The organism is Corallococcus sp. M7 (assembly GCF_054512695.1).
The window spans coordinates 9,741,852-9,760,214 of the sequence record NZ_CM137252.1 but is presented as its reverse complement, the minus strand read 5'-3'; the positions used below and the strand labels follow the sequence as shown (position 1 = coordinate 9,760,214).

Genomic DNA, 18,363 nt, shown 5'->3' with positions numbered 1-18,363 from the left:
GTCCGCGCATGGCTCGCGACATCGTCATCTGGCCCCACAAGGTTCTCACCACCGCTACCCAGCCCGTGACCGACTTCGGCCCGGCGCTCGAAACGCTCCTCCAGGAGATGTCGGAGGCCATGGCGGAAGCCAAGGGCATCGGCATCGCGGCCAACCAGGTGGGGGTCCCCCTTCGCGTGGCCATCGTCGGCCGCGAGGACGGCACCCAGTTCGAAATCGTGAACCCCCAGATGCTCTCGAAGGAGGGGAGCGTGAAGTACGAGGAGGGCTGCCTCTCCGTGCCGGACGTCTGGGAGAAGTGCCCCCGCGTCGAGCGCGTGAAGGTCCGCTACCAGGACAAGACGGCCCAGTGGCACGAGCTGGAGGCGGACGGCCGGCTCGCGCACGTGCTCCAGCACGAAATCGACCACCTGGACGGCCACGTCTTCGTGGACCACCTCTCCAGCCTGAAGCGCACCCTCATCCTGGACCGCATGAAGAAGCTGCAGAAGTCGCTCGCGCGCCGGAAGGAAGAGCCCTCGGAAGACAAGGGACCGAAGCGCTCCTGACGCATGGACCCGCGCCCCGTCCCCCAGAAGGTCCAGGCCTTCCGTGAGGAGTACCGGGGCCGGGCCATCGGGCCCGGCTACCGGGGGCAGGTCCACTTCGCCTTCACCAGCCTCGTCTGCCTGGGCGGAATCGCCCTGGCGCTGAGCCAGGTGGAGGCCCCCCGCCTCTGGGAGCTGCTCGGCGTCCCCGCGGTCATCGCGCTCGCGAACACCGTCGAATTCCTCGGCCACCGGGGCCCCATGCACCACCGCACCCGGGGCCTGGGCCTGATGTTCGAGCGGCACACCGTCCAGCACCACCGCTTCTTCACCCACGAGGCGATGGCCTACGAGTCCCCCCGGGACTTCAAGATGGTGCTCTTCCCGCCGGTGCTGCTCCTCTTCTTCCTGGGAGCCATCGCCGCCCCGCTCGGAGCGCTCTGCTTCCTGCTGATTTCCCCCAACGCGGGCTGGCTCTTCGCCGCCACGGCGCTCGGCTACTACCTGGCGTACGAATGGGTGCACTTCGCCACGCACCTGCCGGGCAACCACTGGAGCGCCCGGCTGCCCGGCGTCTCCTTCCTTCGGCGCCACCATCAGGTGCACCACGATCCCAGCCGGATGGGCCGGCACAACTTCAACATCACCTTCCCTCTGGCGGACGGGCTCTTCGGGACACGATGGCGCGCCCCACTGGACGAGGAGCAGGCAGCACGCCGAGGGAAGTGACGGGGAAAGAAGAAAGCCGGAGCCGGGGGTTCACACCTTGGAACGGCGTGCCCATATCCCCGGCGGCTGAGGGCGAATGATCAGGCCCGGATCAATCAGGGTTTGACGTCGCCGAACCGAAGCGTTAGAGACTGGACCCCCGCGCAACGAACCGCTGGCCCCCGGGCCTCGGAAAGTCAGCGCGGGGGGAAGAAAAGGATCGACGAAGGTTGTTGATCCCGAACGCGGCAAAGAGGTAGAAGCCGCGCCCCGCTCGACCGGATCCGAACGAAGCAGCTCGGAACGCAGGGCGGAAAGCAGCAAACGGTCGCCACCAAAATGGTTGATCGCGGATGCGGTGGTGGTACAAGCCGCGCCCCTCGCTACGAAGCCCGCGCACTGGCGCGGAAGGTACTTCGTGGAGAGAGCAGCACCGACAAGGAAATAGGGCGGTCAACCAAGCGAGTTGACAGCGAACGCGGCGAAGAGATAGAAGCCGCGCCCCACCGAAGAAGCAGCAGTCCGGAAGGCAACACGACGGACGCAAAGCGGTGGGAAAAGCTGACAGCAGGCGGTTGACAAGGAAGACGGCGCTGAAGTAGAAGCCGCCTCCCTCGAAACGAAGCGGCGGAAGTCACTGGACGGCGCCGACGAGATTCGAGACAGCCCGCAGGACGCAAAAGCGAAGTTGACGCTGACTGCGAACTGAAATAGAAGCTGCAACCCCGCCGGTTGAAGCGAAACCGGCAACGAAGTAGACGGTAGCAAAAGTCGCGAAGCAAAACAAGCGGCTCGGTCTTTGAAAACCAAATAGCAAGCCCAAGCAGTAATGGATTGCGGAAACCGCAGTCAATTTTTTGAGGGCATCTTCACCTCCAGGAGCAGCGCTGAAAAGCGCAGCGAGGAGGGGAGTGCCGACGAATCAGCGAGCCGAGACTCCTTAGCCGGGTCTCGGGGAACGCCGGTTCAAGCAAACCAAGAATACAATTGGAGAGTTTGATCCTGGCTCAGAACGAACGCTGGCGGCGTGCCTAACACATGCAAGTCGAGCGCGAATAGGGGCAACCCTTAGTAGAGCGGCGCACGGGTGCGTAACACGTGGATAATCTGCCTGGATGCCTGGGATAACCAGTCGAAAGATTGGCTAATACCGGATAAGCCCACGGTTTCTTCGGAGACTGAGGGAAAAGGTGGCCTCTGTATACAAGCTATCACAACCAGATGAGTCCGCGGCCCATCAGCTAGTTGGCGGGGTAATGGCCCACCAAGGCGACGACGGGTAGCTGGTCTGAGAGGACGATCAGCCACACTGGAACTGAGACACGGTCCAGACTCCTACGGGAGGCAGCAGTGGGGAATTTTGCGCAATGGGCGAAAGCCTGACGCAGCAACGCCGCGTGTGTGATGAAGGTCTTTGGATTGTAAAGCACTTTCGACCGGGACGAAACCGTAAAGCCTAATACGCTTTGCCTTGACGGTACCGGGAGAAGAAGCACCGGCTAACTCTGTGCCAGCAGCCGCGGTAATACAGAGGGTGCAAGCGTTGTTCGGAATTATTGGGCGTAAAGCGCGTGTAGGCGGCTTTGCAAGTCGGGTGTGAAAGCCCTCAGCTCAACTGAGGAAGTGCGCCCGAAACTGCAGAGCTTGAGTGCCGGAGAGGGTGGCGGAATTCCCCAAGTAGAGGTGAAATTCGTAGATATGGGGAGGAACACCGGTGGCGAAGGCGGCCACCTGGACGGTAACTGACGCTGAGACGCGAAAGCGTGGGTAGCAAACAGGATTAGATACCCTGGTAGTCCACGCCGTAAACGATGAGAACTAGGTGTCGTGGGAGTTGACCCCCGCGGTGCCGTAGCTAACGCATTAAGTTCTCCGCCTGGGAAGTACGGTCGCAAGACTAAAACTCAAAGGAATTGACGGGGTCCGCACAAGCGGTGGAGCATGTGGTTTAATTCGACGCAACGCGCAGAACCTTACCTGGTCTTGACATCCTCGGAATCCTTCAGAGATGAGGGAGTGCCCGCAAGGGAACCGAGAGACAGGTGCTGCATGGCTGTCGTCAGCTCGTGTCGTGAGATGTTGGGTTAAGTCCCGCAACGAGCGCAACCCTCGCCTTTAGTTGCCACGCAAGTGGATCTCTAGAGGGACTGCCGGTGTTAAACCGGAGGAAGGTGGGGATGACGTCAAGTCCTCATGGCCTTTATGACCAGGGCTACACACGTGCTACAATGGCCGGTACAGAGCGCTGCAAACCCGCGAGGGGGAGCTAATCGCAGAAAACCGGTCTCAGTTCAGATTGGAGTCTGCAACTCGACTCCATGAAGGCGGAATCGCTAGTAATCGCAGATCAGCACGCTGCGGTGAATACGTTCCCGGGCCTTGTACACACCGCCCGTCACACCATGGGAGTCGATTGCTCCAGAAGTCATCTCACCAAGAGATGCCCAAGGAGTGCTCGGTAACTGGGGTGAAGTCGTAACAAGGTAGCCGTAGGGGAACCTGCGGCTGGATCACCTCCTTTCTAAGGAGACCGGGTGTTGGACTCAGCCTTCGGGCGAGTAGGCAACACCAGCAGCCTTCGGGCTGTCAGGTCATCTCTAGGTCAATGTTTCCGATAAACAATCCATTATGAACTTCGGGCTTGCTGTTTGGTTTTGAAGGACCGAGCGAAGCAGTGCTCGGCTCTTTGAGAATGAAGGACGCTGTAGGGTTCTGCCGATGCTTTAGCCCCGCTTGGGCCTATAGCTCAGCTGGCTAGAGCGCGCGCCTGATAAGCGCGAGGTCGGTGGTTCAAGTCCACCTAGGCCCACCATTCTCCCTCAACGGAGGGATGCGAATGGGAGCCGACGCGAAAGTCGGGGCTGTAGCTCAGCTGGGAGAGCGCCAGCTTTGCAAGCTGGATGTCGTCGGTTCGATCCCGATCAGCTCCACAAGTTTCCTGGAAGTCGCAGGGACGTTCTTTGACAAGTGCATACGAAGGGTAAGTTGCAATTTCTGCTGAGTGAAGTTCTCAACAGAAGTGCCGACTTCGAAATGAGTCTCACCTGGCGCCGCGAGGCAGTTGGGCGGGACAAAAGCGAAGTCTCCCACACAAGAAGAAGCAGTGAGAAACAGCAATAAAGAATGTCTTCCGGGCCTGCTAGCGAAGAGCAGAGGTCTGGGCATTGGTCTCCGAGTTTCGACAATCCGCCGGGAGGCGGGCGTTAGACAAGAGATTAGGGCAAGTAAGCTACTAAGGGCGTGCGGTGGATGCCTAGGTGCCAAGAGGCGATGAAGGACGTGGGTGGCTGCGAAAAGCTTCGGGGAGTTGCCAACCAAACGTTGATCCGGAGATGTCCGAATGGGGAAACCCAGCGCGGCGAATAGCTGCGTTACTGCAACCTGAATTCATAGGGTTTCAGAGCAAACCAGGGGAAGTGAAACATCTCAGTACCCTGAGGAAGAGAAAACAATGAGTGATTCCCAAAGTAGTGGCGAGCGAAATGGGAAGAGGCCAAACCAGCGCCATGCAAATGGCGATGGGGTAGCGGGTCCGCGGTAGGACTTTGAGAGGCTAGTGGAAGCGTCCTGGAAAGACGCACCAAAGAGCGTGATAGTCGCGTACACGAAAGCCTTTTGGAGCTGAGCGGGTTACCCAAGTAAGACGGGACACGTGCAATCCTGTCTGAATCTGCCGGGACCATCCGGTAAGCCTAAATACTCCTTGGCGACCGATAGTGAACAAGTACCGCGAGGGAAAGGTGAAAAGAACCCCGGTGAGGGGAGTCAAAAGAACCTGAAACCGCATGTCTACAAGCAGTTCGAGCACTACGGCGCAAGCCAGTGCGAGAGCGTACCTTTTGCATCATGATTCGGCGACTTAATATACGTAGCGAGGCTAAGCCGTTAGGTGGAGCCGGAGCGAAAGCGAGTCCGAATAGGGCGCTAAGTTGCGTGTATTATAACCCGAAGCGGGGTGATCTACACATGGCCAGGTTGAAGTGCGGGTAACACCGCATGGAGGACCGAACTCATGAAAGTTGAAAATTTCTGGGATGAGCTGTGTGTAGGGGTGAAAGGCCAATCAAACTCCGTGATAGCTGGTTCTCCCCGAAAGATATTTAGGTATCGGCTCGGGTAATTCAATGCCGGAGGTAGAGCACTGAAACGGCTAGGGGTCTCACCAGATTACCAAACCGTATCAAACTCCGAATGCCGGCAATTGTTATCCCGGGACGCAGTCAGTGGGTGATAACGTCCATTGGCAAGAGGGGAATAACCCAGACCGACAGCTAAGGCCCCCAAATCTAGTCTAAGTGAACACTAGAAAGGATGTGGCAGGTCATTGACAACCAGGAGGTTGGCTTAGAAGCAGCCATCCTTTAAAGAAAGCGTAATAGCTCACTGGTCAAGACAGGCCGCGCCGAAAATGTAACGGGGCTCAAGACTAGTGCCGAAGCTTCGGGTCATGCATGTTTGGCATGCATGGCGGTAGGGGAGCGTCCCAGTTGCAGCGAAGGTGGACCGAAAGGGCCGCTGGAGCGACTGGGAGTGCTGATGCCGAAATGAGTAGCGATAAAGGGGGTGAGAAACCCCCTCGCCGTAAACCCAAGGTTTCCTGGGTCAAGTTAATCTTCCCAGGGTTAGCCGGGTCCTAAGCCGAGGCCGAAAGGCGTAGGTGATGGCAAGCAGGTTAATATTCCTGCGCCATCTTGCAGACGTTGAACTGAGGGAGGACGGAGAAAGCTAGGCGAGCTGACCGGTGGTTGTGTCAGTCTAAAGGCGTAGGGGTGTCGCGTACGAATAAAGGCGCGGCAGTCATCCCCGAGACCCCATGGCGCCCCGCAAGGGGTAAGTCGCTGATGCTCGGCTTCCAAGAAAAGTCCCGCAGGGAGTCTGCAGGGTGTCCGTACCGCAAACCGACACAGGTGGGTGAGGAGAAAATCCTAAGGCGCTTGAGAGAACTCTCCTCCAAGGAACTAGGCAAATTTCCACCGTAACTTCGGAAGAAGGTGGGCCTCTGGTAGGTGTAGGCGTACAGCCGAAGCCGAGAGAGGTTGCAGAGAAATGGCGGTAGCGACTGTTTACCAAAAACACAGGACTCTGCGAAGGCGACAAGCCGACGTATAGGGTCTGACTCCTGCCCGGTGCTGGAAGGTTAAGGGGATTCGTCAGCCGCAAGGCGAAGCGATGATCCGAAGCCCCAGTAAACGGCGGCCGTAACTATAACGGTCCTAAGGTAGCGAAATTCCTTGTCGGGTAAGTTCCGACCTGCACGAATGGAGTAACGACTTCCGCACTGTCTCGGAGAGGGACTCAGCGAAATTGAAATAGCTGTGCCGATGCAGTTTACCCGCAGCAAGACGGAAAGACCCCGTGAACCTTTACTACAACTTGACAGTGACACTAGGGATTGACTGTGTAGGATAGGTGGGAGCCTTTGAAGCCGGGCCGCTAGGTTCGGTGGAGGCAACGGTGAAATACCACCCTGTTGATTTCTGGTGTCTAACCACGTCTCGTCAGCCGGGACTGGGACACTGTCTGGTGGGTAGTTTGACTGGGGCGGTCGCCTCCCAAAAAGTAACGGAGGCGCGCGATGGTTCCCTCAGCCCGATTGGAAACCGGGCGTCGAGTGCAATGGCATAAGGGAGCTTGACTGCGAGACCGACAGGTCGAGCAGGTGCGAAAGCAGGTCATAGTGATCCGGTGGTCCTGAATGGAAGGGCCATCGCTCAACGGATAAAAGGTACTCCGGGGATAACAGGCTTATCTCCCCCAAGAGTTCACATCGACGGGGAGGTTTGGCACCTCGATGTCGGCTCATCGCATCCTGGGGCTGGAGCAGGTCCCAAGGGTTTGGCTGTTCGCCAATTAAAGCGGTACGCGAGCTGGGTTCAAAACGTCGTGAGACAGTTTGGTCCCTATCTGCTGTGGGCGTAGGATACTTGAGAGGCTCTGACCTTAGTACGAGAGGACCGGGTTGGAGGCACCGCTGGTGTACCAGTTGTCTCGCCAGAGGCATCGCTGGGTAGCCATGTGCCGATTGGATAACCGCTGAAAGCATCTAAGCGGGAAACCGACCTCAAGACCAGGTATCCCGGGCGCAAGCCCCTGAAGACTCGTGGAAGACTACCACGTTGATAGGCTGGGTGTGTAAGCGCGGTAACGCGTTAAGCTAACCAGTACTAATAAGTCGAGCGGCTTACTTCCCCCATTCTCTTGCATGCCCCCTCAAGGGGAGTAAGGGACTCGGGGCCAAGGCCGAGGCCAGGACGTCATGTACGTCCGCCCGGAAGGCAGCTGTTTCAATTGCTTCTTCGACTTCTCGAAGAGGCTTCACTCAAGCGGAAGCTTGCAACTTACCCTTCGTATGCACCGTCATTCGTTTTTCCGGTGGCAATGTCGGAGGGGTCACACCCGTTCCCATCCCGAACACGGAAGTTAAGCCCTCCAGAGCCGATGGTACTCCGCGGGAAACCGCGTGGGAGAGTAGGTCGCTGCCGGATTCTTTTTGAAAGCCCCTGGTGCCGCAAGGCGCCAGGGGCTTTGTCTTTGCGGGCTTGTGCTTGCGCATGATCCGCGCCCGCAGCTGTTTGTCTTTGAGACTCAGCCCAGAAGGCGAACCGCGAGAAAGACTGGCAGGGCCACGTAATACAGCGTCCGGCAGGTCCACTCCGCTCCGATGCGGACGTTGCGTGCCCACCGTGGACCCAGCCACGCGGCGCCGAAGCAAAACGCTTCAGCGAAGGCTCTCCAGAAACAACCAAACAACAGCAGGGCCAGGAACACTGGCAACCAGGTGCGTGCGAAGGACGTGAAGTACGCCGTCCATCCGTACATCTGGGCCTCTCCGAACGGGCCTCCGAAGGAGATGTATTGGTGCGCTCGGAAGAAGATGCCGGCGAGCACTCCGGGGACCAGGCCGTACTTCAAGGTCCAGTCGTACCAACGCCCCCGCCACTTCTCGCTTCGTGCTTGTGCGTAGCGCACCCGCGGATCATCTCGTGCCGCTCCCAGCGTCCCCATCGCCTCGAGCAGGGGCATGGGCGCCTGTACCTCCAGGCCGTAGTCGAAGGCTCTCCCCGTGCGCAGCCGCAGTGTCAGTCCCGGGCCTGGAATGGGCAGACACCAGGGGCGGATGGACTCCAGTGCTTCGAAGGGGATCTCGAAGTGCGCTCCCCCGGACTGGGTGAGCACCAGGCCTTCTGGCCGGACCGTGACGGTGGCCTTCGTTCCCAGGCGCAGCAGGCGCAGCGCGATGAACGGCAGGACTCCCCCCACCACGAGTCCCGTCGCCAGTGGCCCGGGTGCCAGCGTCTGGGTGCCCGCGAGCACGTCCTTGAACAGCAGCGCGGTGGCGTAGCCGAGTGTGCCCAGCACCGTGGCGTGCAGAGACGCTCCCAGGGCGCGCAGACGGGGTGTGAAGGCGTGGATGGGGAAGGGGCCGGACGCGTCGACGGTCATGGGAGGGGCATGGCCGCGCGCGCATTGCCTCGATGCGAGCGGCTTCCGTAGCATACGCACCCCGGAGGCCCCTCAAAACATGCGTTCCCCGCAGCCTGGCCCTGAGCGTCGCACGGATTCCGATGGCGTGACGCGGGTGACGCCCTCGCGAGAGTCCTCGGGTGGCGTGGGCTCCTGGCTCATCGGTGGGGCCGTCGGCATCACCGGGCTGTGCGTAGGGCTCTGTCTCTGGTGGCTCTCCCGCCCTGTTCCAGTCGAGGAGCTGCCCCAGGTGGTCGTGGCCGAGCGCCCCGCTCCGGTGACTCCCTCCCTGGAGCCTGCGCGCCCTTCGGTGCGTCCTGCCGTCGCGCGTGTCGCCGCGCCCCTGCCCGTGGAGGAAGCTGCTCCCATGCCTGTCGATGAGCCGCCGCCTCCTTCCGAGGGCAAGAGCGGGACGGCGCTGTATCAGCGCGGCACCAAGCCGTTGAAGCGGGGGCTCGTGGTGCCCGACGGCTTCGAGCTGCCTCCTGGCTACATGCGCCACTACCAGACGACGGACAACGGACAGCCGCTCGCGGCCATCCTGATGTTCCATCCGGACTTCACGCCTAAGGACGCCAACGGGCAGCCCATCCCCATCCCGGAGAACCGCGTGGTGCCCGAGGAGATGGCTCCCCCCGGCATGCCCCACCAACTGCTGGAGATTCCTGTCGAGGACGAGGACTCGCAGTGACGTCCGCGAAGAGGTGGGCCGGGGCGCTCCTGGGCGTCGCGGCGACCACCGTGCTGTTCGCGGCCTTTGGACAGCTGCGACCGGGTTGGGTGTGGCTGGGCGTGGTGGTCATGGCTCCCTGGCTCGCGGCCTTGGACGGGGCTCGTTCCGCTCGCGCCGCCGTGGGGCTGGGCGTGCTGCTGTCGGTGACGTTCACCGCGGCGGTGTTCGGCTGGTTCCCGGGCGCCATCGCGGCGTACTCCCGTGCTCCGTTGTGGCTGTGCTGGGGCGTGTTCCTGCTCATCGCACCTGTGCTGGAGCTCCAGTTCATCACCGCCGCATGGGTGCGCTGGTATGCGCGCCGGCGGGTGGGGGATGTGCCGCGCCTGGCGTGGGTGCCTCCCGTGCTCACCGCGCTCGTGTATGTGGGCACCGAGTGGTTCACGCCCAAGCTGTTCGCCGAGACGCTGGGCCACGCGCTCTATGCCTCGGAGACGCTGCGCCAGGGCGCGGACCTGGCTGGTGCTCCGGGGCTCACGCTGGGCCTGCTGCTCATCAACGAGTGTGTTGTCTCCGTGGGTAAGGGACTGGCTTCCCGGCAGGGCTTGCGGCTCCGGTCAGTGGTCCTGGCGGTGATGCTGGCCGTTGTGGGCTGGGGCTATGGATGGGTGCGGCTGGGGCAGGTGCGCTCGGCGGTGCACTCGGCTCCTTCGCTGGTGGTGGGCGCGGTGCAGGCGAACATCACCCACATCGAGAAGCTGGCCGCGGAGCAGGGGACCTACGAGGTCGTTCGCCACATCCTGGATACGCATTACGCGATGTCGGATGCGCTGTTGCGCTCGGGGCCGCTGGACCTGCTGGTGTGGCCGGAGACGGTGTATCCGACGACGTTCGGCACCCCGAAGAGCGAGGACGGCGGCGCTCTGGATGATGAGATCCGCTCCTGGGTGGCGGAGCGGGGTGTCCCGCTGGTGTTCGGTACCTACGACCTGGACGGTGAACGCGAGTTCAACGCCGCCATGTTCCTGGGGCCCTCCGCGACGGGCGAGCTGGCTCAGGCCGCGTACCGGAAGACGATGCTGTTCCCGCTCACGGAGTGGGTTCCGGATGCGGTGGATACGCCCACCCTGCGCGCGATGCTTCCGTGGACCGGCCGATGGAAGCGTGGACCGGGGCCCCGGTTGGTGGACTTCCGGATCAACGGCGACCGGGTGCTCAAGGTCGCTCCGCTCATCTGCTACGAGGCCCTCTTTCCCAACTACGTCGCGGCGGAGGTGCGCCAGGGGGCGGACCTGATTCTCACGCTGTCGAATGACTCGTGGTTCTCGGGCACTCCCGCGCCTCGGCTGCACCTGATGCATGCGGCGTTTCGGAGCATCGAGACGCGCACGGCCCAGGTGCGGGTGACGAACTCGGGCATCTCCGCGTTCATCGACCCGGCGGGGACGTGGACCTCGGAGCTCGAGGACAACCAGCGCGCTGGCACCGTGATGCGGGTGCCGGCGGCGGATCGGCTGAGCTCGCTCGCGGGGACCTGGGGGGACTGGTTGGGGCCCGTGGCGCTCGTGCTGGCCGTGGTGCTGGGGGTGTGGATTCGCCGGCCTGTGTAACGGCCTCGCTCAGGCAGCTTCGGCGCGCGGGGCGGGGAGCTGCGCGTCCGCGTTGGGCTTCTGGGCGATGACTTGAATCTCCCGGCGCATGTGCGTCAGGCGGCACACCTGGACCCAGGCCCAGAGGAAGGCGAAGCGGACGTACTCGTAGGGGGCTCGTACTCCCTTCGCCAGCCTGCTCCGGAAGATGTCCTTGCCGGCCTTCACGGGATGCATTCCGGCCCGGGCGCAGGCGTCCGCGAGGTTGTGCTCGTAGAAGTAGACGTGGTGCTGCCAGCCTCGGCGGTCCGGCCGGAAGGAGCGGCCCTTCTTCGGCATCACGATGATCTTGTAGTAGGCCGCGTCCGGCACGATGACGAAGGCCACGCCTCCGGGCCTCAGCACGCGCTGGATTTCCCGCAGCCCGTCCATGGGCTGATCCACGTGCTCCAGCGTGTGCTTCAACGTGATGATGTCGAAGGACGCATCCGGGAACGGCATCTGGGTCAGCGAACCGTACTCGGCGGTGTAGCCTCGCTCGCGGCAGAGGTTCACCGAGAACTGGGAGTAGTCCAGGCCCGTGGCCTTCAGGCCTGCTCGCTGCGCTGCCTCCAGCACGTAGCCCGCGGAGCAGCCCACATCTAGCAGGTCCTTCGCGTGCGGCGCGTACTCCAGGCAGACCAGCACCTGCCGCAGGCACTTGCGCACCCGGTGGTCCCAGCGGCTCAGGTACTTCGCGCGGTTGTGCTTGAAGTACTTCTCCTCGTAGCCCTCGCCCAGCCCTGGCTTCTGCTCCCGCTTGTAGATGAGCCCACAGCCCGTGCAGCGGCCGTAGCTCAGCTCTTGGAACGCGACGACCGGACGAGAACTGGTCTCATTGCAGACAGGGCACGCGGAGTAGAAGGGTGCGAGCATTTCGCGCCGCACCATCGGGCTTCGCGTTCCGGGGTGTCAATCCCACCCGTGGCTCAGTGCGCCGGGGCTCGCTTCGCGAGGCTCAGTGCTCCCAGGGCGAGCAGGGCGGCGATGGCGACTCCCAGGGCCATGGGCCTCGCGGTGCCGTCGTGGCTCGCGCTCACCGCCGCGGACGCTCCCGCCGCCAGCATGAACTGCAGCGCTCCCAGCACCGCTGACGCGATGCCTGCCTGCTTCGCGTGCTGCTCCATGGCCAGCGCCGTCGCGTTGGGCGTGATGGCGCCCAGGCTGGAGACGAAGACAAACAGCGACAGCGCGATGCCCCACAGCCCACCGAAGCCTGTCGACGCCACCGCCACGAGCGCAATCCCCGCGAGCGTGGCGACCCGCACCGCCTGCTTCAACACGCGGGCCGGCGAGGAGCGCGACAACAGCCAGTGGTTGATCTGGGACATCGCCACCAGTCCGGCCGCGTTCGCTCCGAAGAACCAACCGAAGTGCTCCGGCTTCACGCCGTGCAACGTGATGAACACGAAGGGCGAGCCGCCGATGTACGCGAACATCCCTGCCTGCGAGAGCCCCGCCGCCAACGCGTGCCCCATGAAGTCCGGCGCCTTCGTGATGCCCCACATGGTCTGGAAGGGCTTGGAGGGGGCGGCTCCGCTCCTCGGGGGCGCTGTCTCCGGGAGGATGGCGAAGACCGCTCCCAGGGCGATGAGCCCGAGGACCGCGTGGCTCGCGAAGATGGCTCGCCAGCCCGCGGCGCGCAGCACCCAGCCTCCCAGCAGCGGGGCCAGGATGGGGGCCAGGCCCATCACCAGCACCAGGCGCGACATCATCCTCGCCGCGGCCGCTCCGGAGTGCAGGTCCCTAACGACCGCCCTCGAGGTCACCATGCCCACCGAGCCGCCGAGCGCCTGCACGAACCGGCAGGCCGCCAGGACCTCCGCCGATGGTGCGGTCGCGCAGCCGATGCTGCCCACGACGTAGAGCAGCAGGCCTGCGTAGAGGGGCTTCGTGCGGCCGAAGCGGTCGCTCACCGGGCCTGCGAAGAGCTGCCCCACCGCGAGCCCCGCGAAGAACGTCGCCAGCGTGCGCTCCACCTCGCCCGCGGTCGCTTGCAGCGACTCGCCGATGGCGGGGAACGCCGGCAGGTACATGTCGATGGACAGCGGCCCGAAGCCGATGAGCACCCCCAGGATGAGGGTCAGCCAGGGCCCCTCCGTGGAGCGGGACAGCTTGGGGGTGGTGGTCGTCATCGAGGGGTCCTCTTGCGCGGCTTTCGTGCGGGCGCTTCCGCTGGCGTCAGCAGCATCCGGATGAGCTGGCGCAGGACGGCTTCGTCATCGCCCGGGGCGTAGGTGGCGCCGCCCACGTGGGCGTTGAAGCAGCGGGCCTCCAGCGCTCCACAGAGTGCTTCCGCCGCGACCCTGGGCTCGGCCAGGTCCACCCTTCCGGCCCGCTTCGCGCGGGTGAGCCACTTCGTCAGTCCCTCCCGCAGCGCGACAGGGGGTGGCGTGTCCAGGTGCATGGCCCTCGCGCCGCCGAGTGCCGAGTAGTGCAGCACGAACAACCAGGGCACCAACTGGCGCAGGAAGTCCCGGTGGTGCAGGAGCGCTTCCAGGAGCTGGTCCTCGATGGACGCGGTGTCCTTCGGTCCTGGGGCCAGCAGCGCCAGCGCGGTGGGCGGGACGGGGCGGAGGGCTCGCGCCATCAGCGCCTCCTTCGTGCCCACCCGGTGCAGCAGCGCCGGTTGCGAGATGCCCAGCCGCTTCGCGATGTCCTGGAGCGGCGCGGACGGGCCCTGCGCCAGGAAGACGGCTCGGGCCGCTTCATCGATCTGCAGGTCGGTGACGCGTGGGGGACGGGACATGGCGCGAAGGGTTAGTTACTGACTGGTAGGTAATAAATCCGAGCCAGTCGTGCAAGGGGCCCGTGCTTCCGGGCCCCTCGCGGTGACTTCAGAGGGCAATCAGATGCGGCCGGCCTTGAGCTCGCCCACCAGGTGGGCGCAGGCGCGGACGGTGAGGGCCATCATCGTCAGGGTGGGATTCTGCGGGCCCTGCGAGGGGAAGCAGGAGCCGTCCGTGACGTAGAGGTTGGGCACGTCCCAGCTCTGGTTGAACGGGTTGAGCACGGACGTCTTCGGGTCCTTGCCCATGCGCGCGGTGCCCACCTCGTGGATGGCCATGCCCGGCTCGGAGAGCTGCTTGTTGACCTTCTCCACCGTGCAGCCCGACTCCTCCAGCATCTCCAGGCAGGAGGTGACGGCGTCCTCGGTCATCTTCAGGTCGTTCTCCGAGTGACGGCACTCGATGTGCGCCGCCGGGATGCCCCAGCGGTCCTTCACCGTGTCGCTCAACGTCACGCGGTTCTCCGCGCGCGGGACCATCTCTCCGAAGGGCACCATGTGCATCTGGTCATCGAAGGTGAAGACCTGCACGCCGTAGCCTCGGGCGAAGTCCGGGTGGCGCTCGGTGACGTTGCGGAACTGGGGGATGTACGCCCAGCCGTGTTCCTTCTGGTGCAGGTGCGAGGGCAGGTTCATCCGCGCCTCGATGCCCCGCAGGTACATGTGGTCCATCAGGTGCTTGCCCACGAGCCCGGTGCTGTTCGCCAGGCCGTCCGGGAACGCCCGGTTGCGCGAGTGCAACAGCAACCGCGTGGATTCAATGGTGCCCGCGGCCACGACCACGACCTTCGCGCGCACCTCCTCGGAGGTGCCGGTGTTCGCGTCGATGAAGGACACCCCCGTCGCCTTGCCCGTGTTCGGGTCGTGCAGGATGTGGCTGGCGATGGCGTGCGAGCGCAGCGTCAGCCGCCCCGTCTTCAGCGCCGCCGGCAGCGTCACCGGCGCGTTCGAGGTCCGCCGGGCGACGACGTGGCGGTCGGGCCAGCGGGCCTTCACCTTCTCGCGCAGGCGGACCTCGCCGGGGGACAGCGGCGCGGGCCCCGCGAAGACGGAGTCCGGCAGCGTGTCCACGCCGTCCGAGTTGCCGTACAGGCCCATCCACCGCTCCACGATTTCGTAGGACGGCGCCAGGTCCGCGTGCGACAGCGGCCAATCCGGGCTCAGCCCGTCCAGGCTGCCCGCGTGGAAGTTGAAGTCAGACAGCCGGTAGAACTGGCGGCCGTGAGCCTTCACGCTCGTCCTGCCGCCCACCTGCCTCGCGCGGATCCATGCGAACGGCGCGTCGGCTGGCGTGGTGTAGGGATTGTCCACGTCATCCACGAAGGCGTGCGGATGGAATGGCCAGGCGAAGCTCGTGGCCTGGATGGACTGGCGCGACTTGCGGGAGGCGTCCGACTCGATGCGGTAGCCCAGCTTCTGCTTCACACGGTGCATCAGGTGGAGCGCCCGGTCCGCGTTCGCGCCGCGGCCCGCCTCCAGCACCAGCACCTGGAGCCCGGCCTCCGTCAGTTGCTTGGCTGCCCATCCACCGCAGGCCCCCGAACCCACCACCACCGCGTCATAGACCGTCTTCGACGTCTTCATGCCTGCTCACCCAGGACGGTCACTCTGCCGCCGCTGCTAAAGTTCGCCTGAATTGTAAATCAGGACCCTATTGGCGCCTATAGGGTCTAGATGTCTGGCGGGATCCAACACCAGCCTCGGGCAGTGACTTCCGCCTTGGCTTACGGGTCGCTTGCTGTCGGAGAGGTGCGGACATGGCCGGGTTGTTGAAGCGGATTCGGTGGGGGCGGGTGCTGGGTGTGTTGGTGTTGCCGTTGCTGCTGGTGGCGCTGGCGTTGGGCGGACGCGCGGCATGGCGCTCCGAGCAGTACTTCCACTACGCGAGGCCGGCGGCGGTGCTGCCCGCGGACTTCGCCTCCGCGCGCGAGGTGACGCTGCGCACGGATGATGGGGTGGAGCTGCGCGGCTGGTACGTGCCGTCCCGGAACAAGGCGGCGTGGGTGCTGGCGCATGGCTTGTCGCAGACCCGTATGGATTTGCTGCCGGAGGCCCGTGTGCTGCGCGACGCGGGGTATGGCGTGCTGCTCTTCGACCTGCGCGCGCATGGGCAGAGTGGGGGCGAGACGTCCACCTGGGGCGACAAGGAGCGCCAGGATGTGCGCGCGGCGCTGGCGTACGTGCGGGCTCAGCCGGAGGTGGATCCGGCTCGCGTGGGGGCGCTGGGGTTCTCCATTGGCTCCGCGGCGGTGGCGGAGGTGGCGGCAAAGGACCCGCAGGTCGCGGCGGTGGTGCTGTTGTCCCCGTTCAACACGCTGTGGCTGGCGGCGGCGTATGACTTCCGCCGCTTCGGCGTCGTCACCCAGACGGGGGCGCTGGTGCCGTTCTGGCGGCGGGGGATTGCCCTGGATGAGGTGCGGACCATCGACGCGGTGGACCGCATCAAGCCCCGGCCGCTGTTCATCGTCGCGGGGACGGAGGAGTCCGGGCAGCCGCTGCTGGATGAGTTGTTCACGCACGTCGCGCCGTATGCACAGACGTGGCGCATCCCGGGTGCGTCGCACGGCAACTTCACCGCTGCCGCGCCTGCGGAGTATCCGCGCAGGCTGCGGGAGTTCGCGGACTCGGCGTTGAAGCCGGCGGTGGCTCCCGAGGTGGAGACGCCCGTGGCTCCGTCCGTGGAGAAGAAGGCTCCGGCGAAGAAGCCTTCCCGGCGGACGAAGAAGGCAGGGGCCCGCTAGGCCTGGGCGGGCGTGGCGGCTTCGAGCTTCGCGAGCTGAGCCAGGTACATGCGGCCCTTCTCCGGGTCCGTCATGTGGATGAACGCCGCCATGCCCTTGAGCTGATCCAGCGACTCGCCCTCGCGGCCCGGCTTGCCCTTCAGGCGGTTGTGGATGGCCGCGCGCAGGCGGCGCACCACGTCGCGGGGGACCCGGGCGGCGGGCGTGCCGTCCTTGGCCTCGTTGACCACGAGCCCCGTGACGCGCTGACGGCTGCCCTTGCGCGCGACCCGCGTCTTGTCCGGGTGCACCGTGAAGCCTTCCGCCTCCACGATGTCCTTCACCCGCGCGAGCAGCACCGCCACCGGCGCTCCCTGCGCGCGGCGGGCCTTGGGCGCCTTCGCCTTCGTCCAGGAGAAGGTCAGGTCGTCCGCGTAGCGCGTGTACGTGAAGCCCAGCTTGCGCGACAGCGCCGACAGCCGCTTGTCCAGGCGCAGGCACAGCGCGTTGGTGATGCCCGGGGAGGTGGGCGCGCCCTGCGGGAGGGCTCGCGGACCCTTCGCCACGTGCAGCGTCTTGCCCCGGAAGGACATGCGCTCGCGCGGCGCCTCCGTGGACATCAGCGCCAGCAGCGTGGAGGTGTTCTCCGGCAGGCCGCCCTTGCGCAGGAGGCCCTTCACCCGGCGCCAGCTCACCGAGGGGAAGAAGTCCTTCAGGTCCACCTTCACCAGCACGTCCGCGCCCCGGTGCGCCAGCGCGTTGGTGAGGATGGAGCGTCCCGCCACGAAGCCGTGCGCCGCGCCGTGCACCGGCAGCCGCTCCACGACGTTGGAGAGCACCCAGCGCTGCGCCTGCTTCAGCTCCGGCTTGGGCGAGGTGATGGTGCGCTCGCCGCCGGTGCGCTTGGGGATGCTCCACGTCACGTAGTTGGAGCCCGTGTCCACGTCACGGTGGAACGCGAAGCCGCGCAGCTTGGACACGCTCAGGCCCAGCGCCTTGGCCAGCTCCTCCGCGTTGTTCAGCGTGGGCAGGCCGTTCTGGCGCGCGCGCTCCTCGCGGTGCTCCAGGTCGAACTTGTCCGGCAGGCCGGCTTCGCTCCAGAAGATGCCCACGCCCAGGTGGTTCACGTGCGTGGCCTTCCACGCTTCGTGGGCCTGGCGCTCCAGCGCGCGGCGCTCCACCGCTTCGGCCTTCTTCTTCTCCTTCCAGGCCGTCTTCTCCTTCTCCTTCAACGAGGAGAAGTCGACTTCATCCGCGAGCGCGCCCTTCGCCACGAGCTGCGCTTGCACCCATTCGTCCGCGCCGCCGGCCTCGGTGATGGCCTTCCAGCGCGTGATGAGGGCGTCGTGCGCGGCCTTGGCGGCCTCGCGCTTCGCGACGGTGTTGGGGGAGGCCGCGGGCGTGACTTCAGGTGCTGCCTGCGGCGGAGCGGCGGGGACGAACGACTCCAGCTTGGCGGTCATCGAGAATACCTTCGACGGGCGCGGCGGCTCAGGGAGGGGCGACGGAGACGAATCCGAGCGGTCGAGGGAGGCCAGGAAGGCACCACCAGCTCACCTGGGGCACGGTAGCCTCACCGGCTCTCCCCTCCCGAGCACTACCGTCGGGGTGGGAAAACGGCGGCTGCGTCGTTGGTTCCGCTTCCCGCCCCGACGGTAGTGCTCGGGAGGGAGAGAGCCAAGAACAGGCTACCTTGCGGAGAGTGTCCAGCATTTCAACCAGAACGGCGCAGCGCCGTTCCTACGCTCGAGGCGTTGAGGCTGATGCGGTCCAGACCTCTCTCGACCACTCGCTATTCGATTTTCGTCCGGCGCCACCATCCTTCCGGCCGCCCCGTCGGCGGCCGGGCCGTTGAGTG

11 protein-coding genes, 2 tRNA genes and 3 rRNA genes are annotated in these 18,363 nt (G+C 64.6%); 10 read left to right on the top strand and 6 right to left on the bottom strand.

Features of this window, described 5'->3' with window-relative positions; translation table 11 throughout:
• Positions 1-8: 8 nt before the first annotated feature.
• The 7 genes from def (at position 9) to rrf (ending at position 7,720) form a co-directional block, all read left to right on the top strand.
• Positions 9-548, top strand: coding sequence for a peptide deformylase (gene def, locus ACX114_RS39360; protein WP_459293120.1), 540 nt, complete (start codon positions 9-11; stop codon positions 546-548).
• A gap of 3 nt (positions 549-551) precedes the next feature.
• Positions 552-1,256 carry a sterol desaturase family protein gene (locus tag ACX114_RS39355; protein WP_459293118.1) on the top strand — a complete coding sequence of 235 codons (705 nt, stop codon included), beginning with the start codon at positions 552-554 and terminating at the stop codon, positions 1,254-1,256.
• 963 nt (positions 1,257-2,219) lie between these two features.
• Positions 2,220-3,756, top strand: a 16S ribosomal RNA gene (locus tag ACX114_RS39350).
• Between the two features lie 214 nt (positions 3,757-3,970).
• Positions 3,971-4,047, top strand: a tRNA-Ile gene (locus tag ACX114_RS39345).
• Positions 4,048-4,092: 45 nt separating this feature from the next.
• Positions 4,093-4,165: transfer RNA gene (locus ACX114_RS39340), tRNA-Ala, on the top strand.
• Positions 4,166-4,457: 292 nt separating this feature from the next.
• Positions 4,458-7,424 (top strand): 23S ribosomal RNA (locus ACX114_RS39335).
• Positions 7,425-7,603: 179 nt separating this feature from the next.
• Positions 7,604-7,720 (top strand): 5S ribosomal RNA (gene rrf / locus ACX114_RS39330).
• Together the 16S, 23S and 5S rRNA genes with 2 tRNA genes alongside form the textbook arrangement of a ribosomal RNA operon.
• Positions 7,721-7,820: 100 nt before the next feature.
• Here the strand turns inward: rrf and ACX114_RS39325 are convergent.
• A complete protein-coding gene (locus tag ACX114_RS39325; protein ID WP_459293117.1) occupies positions 7,821-8,678 on the bottom strand; it encodes a hypothetical protein in 858 nt (285 codons plus the stop codon).
• A gap of 136 nt (positions 8,679-8,814) precedes the next feature.
• Between ACX114_RS39325 and ACX114_RS39320 the strand changes: the two genes are divergently transcribed.
• Positions 8,815-9,390 carry a hypothetical protein gene (locus ACX114_RS39320; protein WP_459293115.1) on the top strand — a complete coding sequence of 192 codons (576 nt, stop codon included), beginning with the start codon at positions 8,815-8,817 and terminating at the stop codon, positions 9,388-9,390.
• On the top strand, positions 9,387-10,979 hold the full coding sequence (gene lnt, locus ACX114_RS39315; RefSeq protein WP_459293113.1) for an apolipoprotein N-acyltransferase: 1,593 nt from the start codon (positions 9,387-9,389) through the stop codon (positions 10,977-10,979). Before ACX114_RS39320 ends, lnt begins: the two co-directional genes overlap by 4 nt.
• A 9-nt stretch (positions 10,980-10,988) precedes the next feature.
• Here the strand turns inward: lnt and ACX114_RS39310 are convergent, their stop codons facing one another.
• The 4 genes from ACX114_RS39310 to ACX114_RS39295 form a co-directional block, all read right to left on the bottom strand.
• Positions 10,989-11,873, bottom strand: coding sequence for a class I SAM-dependent methyltransferase (locus ACX114_RS39310; protein WP_459293111.1), 885 nt, complete (start codon positions 11,871-11,873; stop codon positions 10,989-10,991).
• 53 nt (positions 11,874-11,926) lie between these two features.
• Complete coding sequence (locus ACX114_RS39305) at positions 11,927-13,132, bottom strand: multidrug effflux MFS transporter (RefSeq protein ID WP_459293109.1); 1,206 nt, start codon at positions 13,130-13,132, stop codon at positions 11,927-11,929.
• The gene (locus tag ACX114_RS39300; protein ID WP_459293107.1) at positions 13,129-13,746 is read right to left on the bottom strand and encodes a TetR/AcrR family transcriptional regulator; all 618 of its coding nucleotides are present in this window, start codon (positions 13,744-13,746) and stop codon (positions 13,129-13,131) included. The genes ACX114_RS39305 and ACX114_RS39300 overlap by 4 nt, the downstream gene beginning before the upstream one ends.
• Before the next feature lie 99 nt (positions 13,747-13,845).
• Positions 13,846-15,369: a GMC oxidoreductase gene (locus ACX114_RS39295; protein WP_459293105.1), complete on the bottom strand. Its 1,524-nt coding sequence runs from the start codon at positions 15,367-15,369 to the stop codon at positions 13,846-13,848.
• A gap of 173 nt (positions 15,370-15,542) precedes the next feature.
• Here ACX114_RS39295 and ACX114_RS39290 point away from each other — a divergent pair, with 173 nt between their 5' ends.
• Positions 15,543-16,526 carry an alpha/beta hydrolase gene (locus ACX114_RS39290; protein ID WP_459293103.1) on the top strand — a complete coding sequence of 328 codons (984 nt, stop codon included), beginning with the start codon at positions 15,543-15,545 and terminating at the stop codon, positions 16,524-16,526.
• Here the strand turns inward: ACX114_RS39290 and ACX114_RS39285 are convergent.
• Complete coding sequence (locus ACX114_RS39285; RefSeq protein ID WP_459293101.1) at positions 16,523-17,968, bottom strand: reverse transcriptase family protein; 1,446 nt, start codon at positions 17,966-17,968, stop codon at positions 16,523-16,525. The genes ACX114_RS39290 and ACX114_RS39285 overlap by 4 nt on opposite strands.
• Positions 17,969-18,363 lie beyond the last annotated feature (395 nt).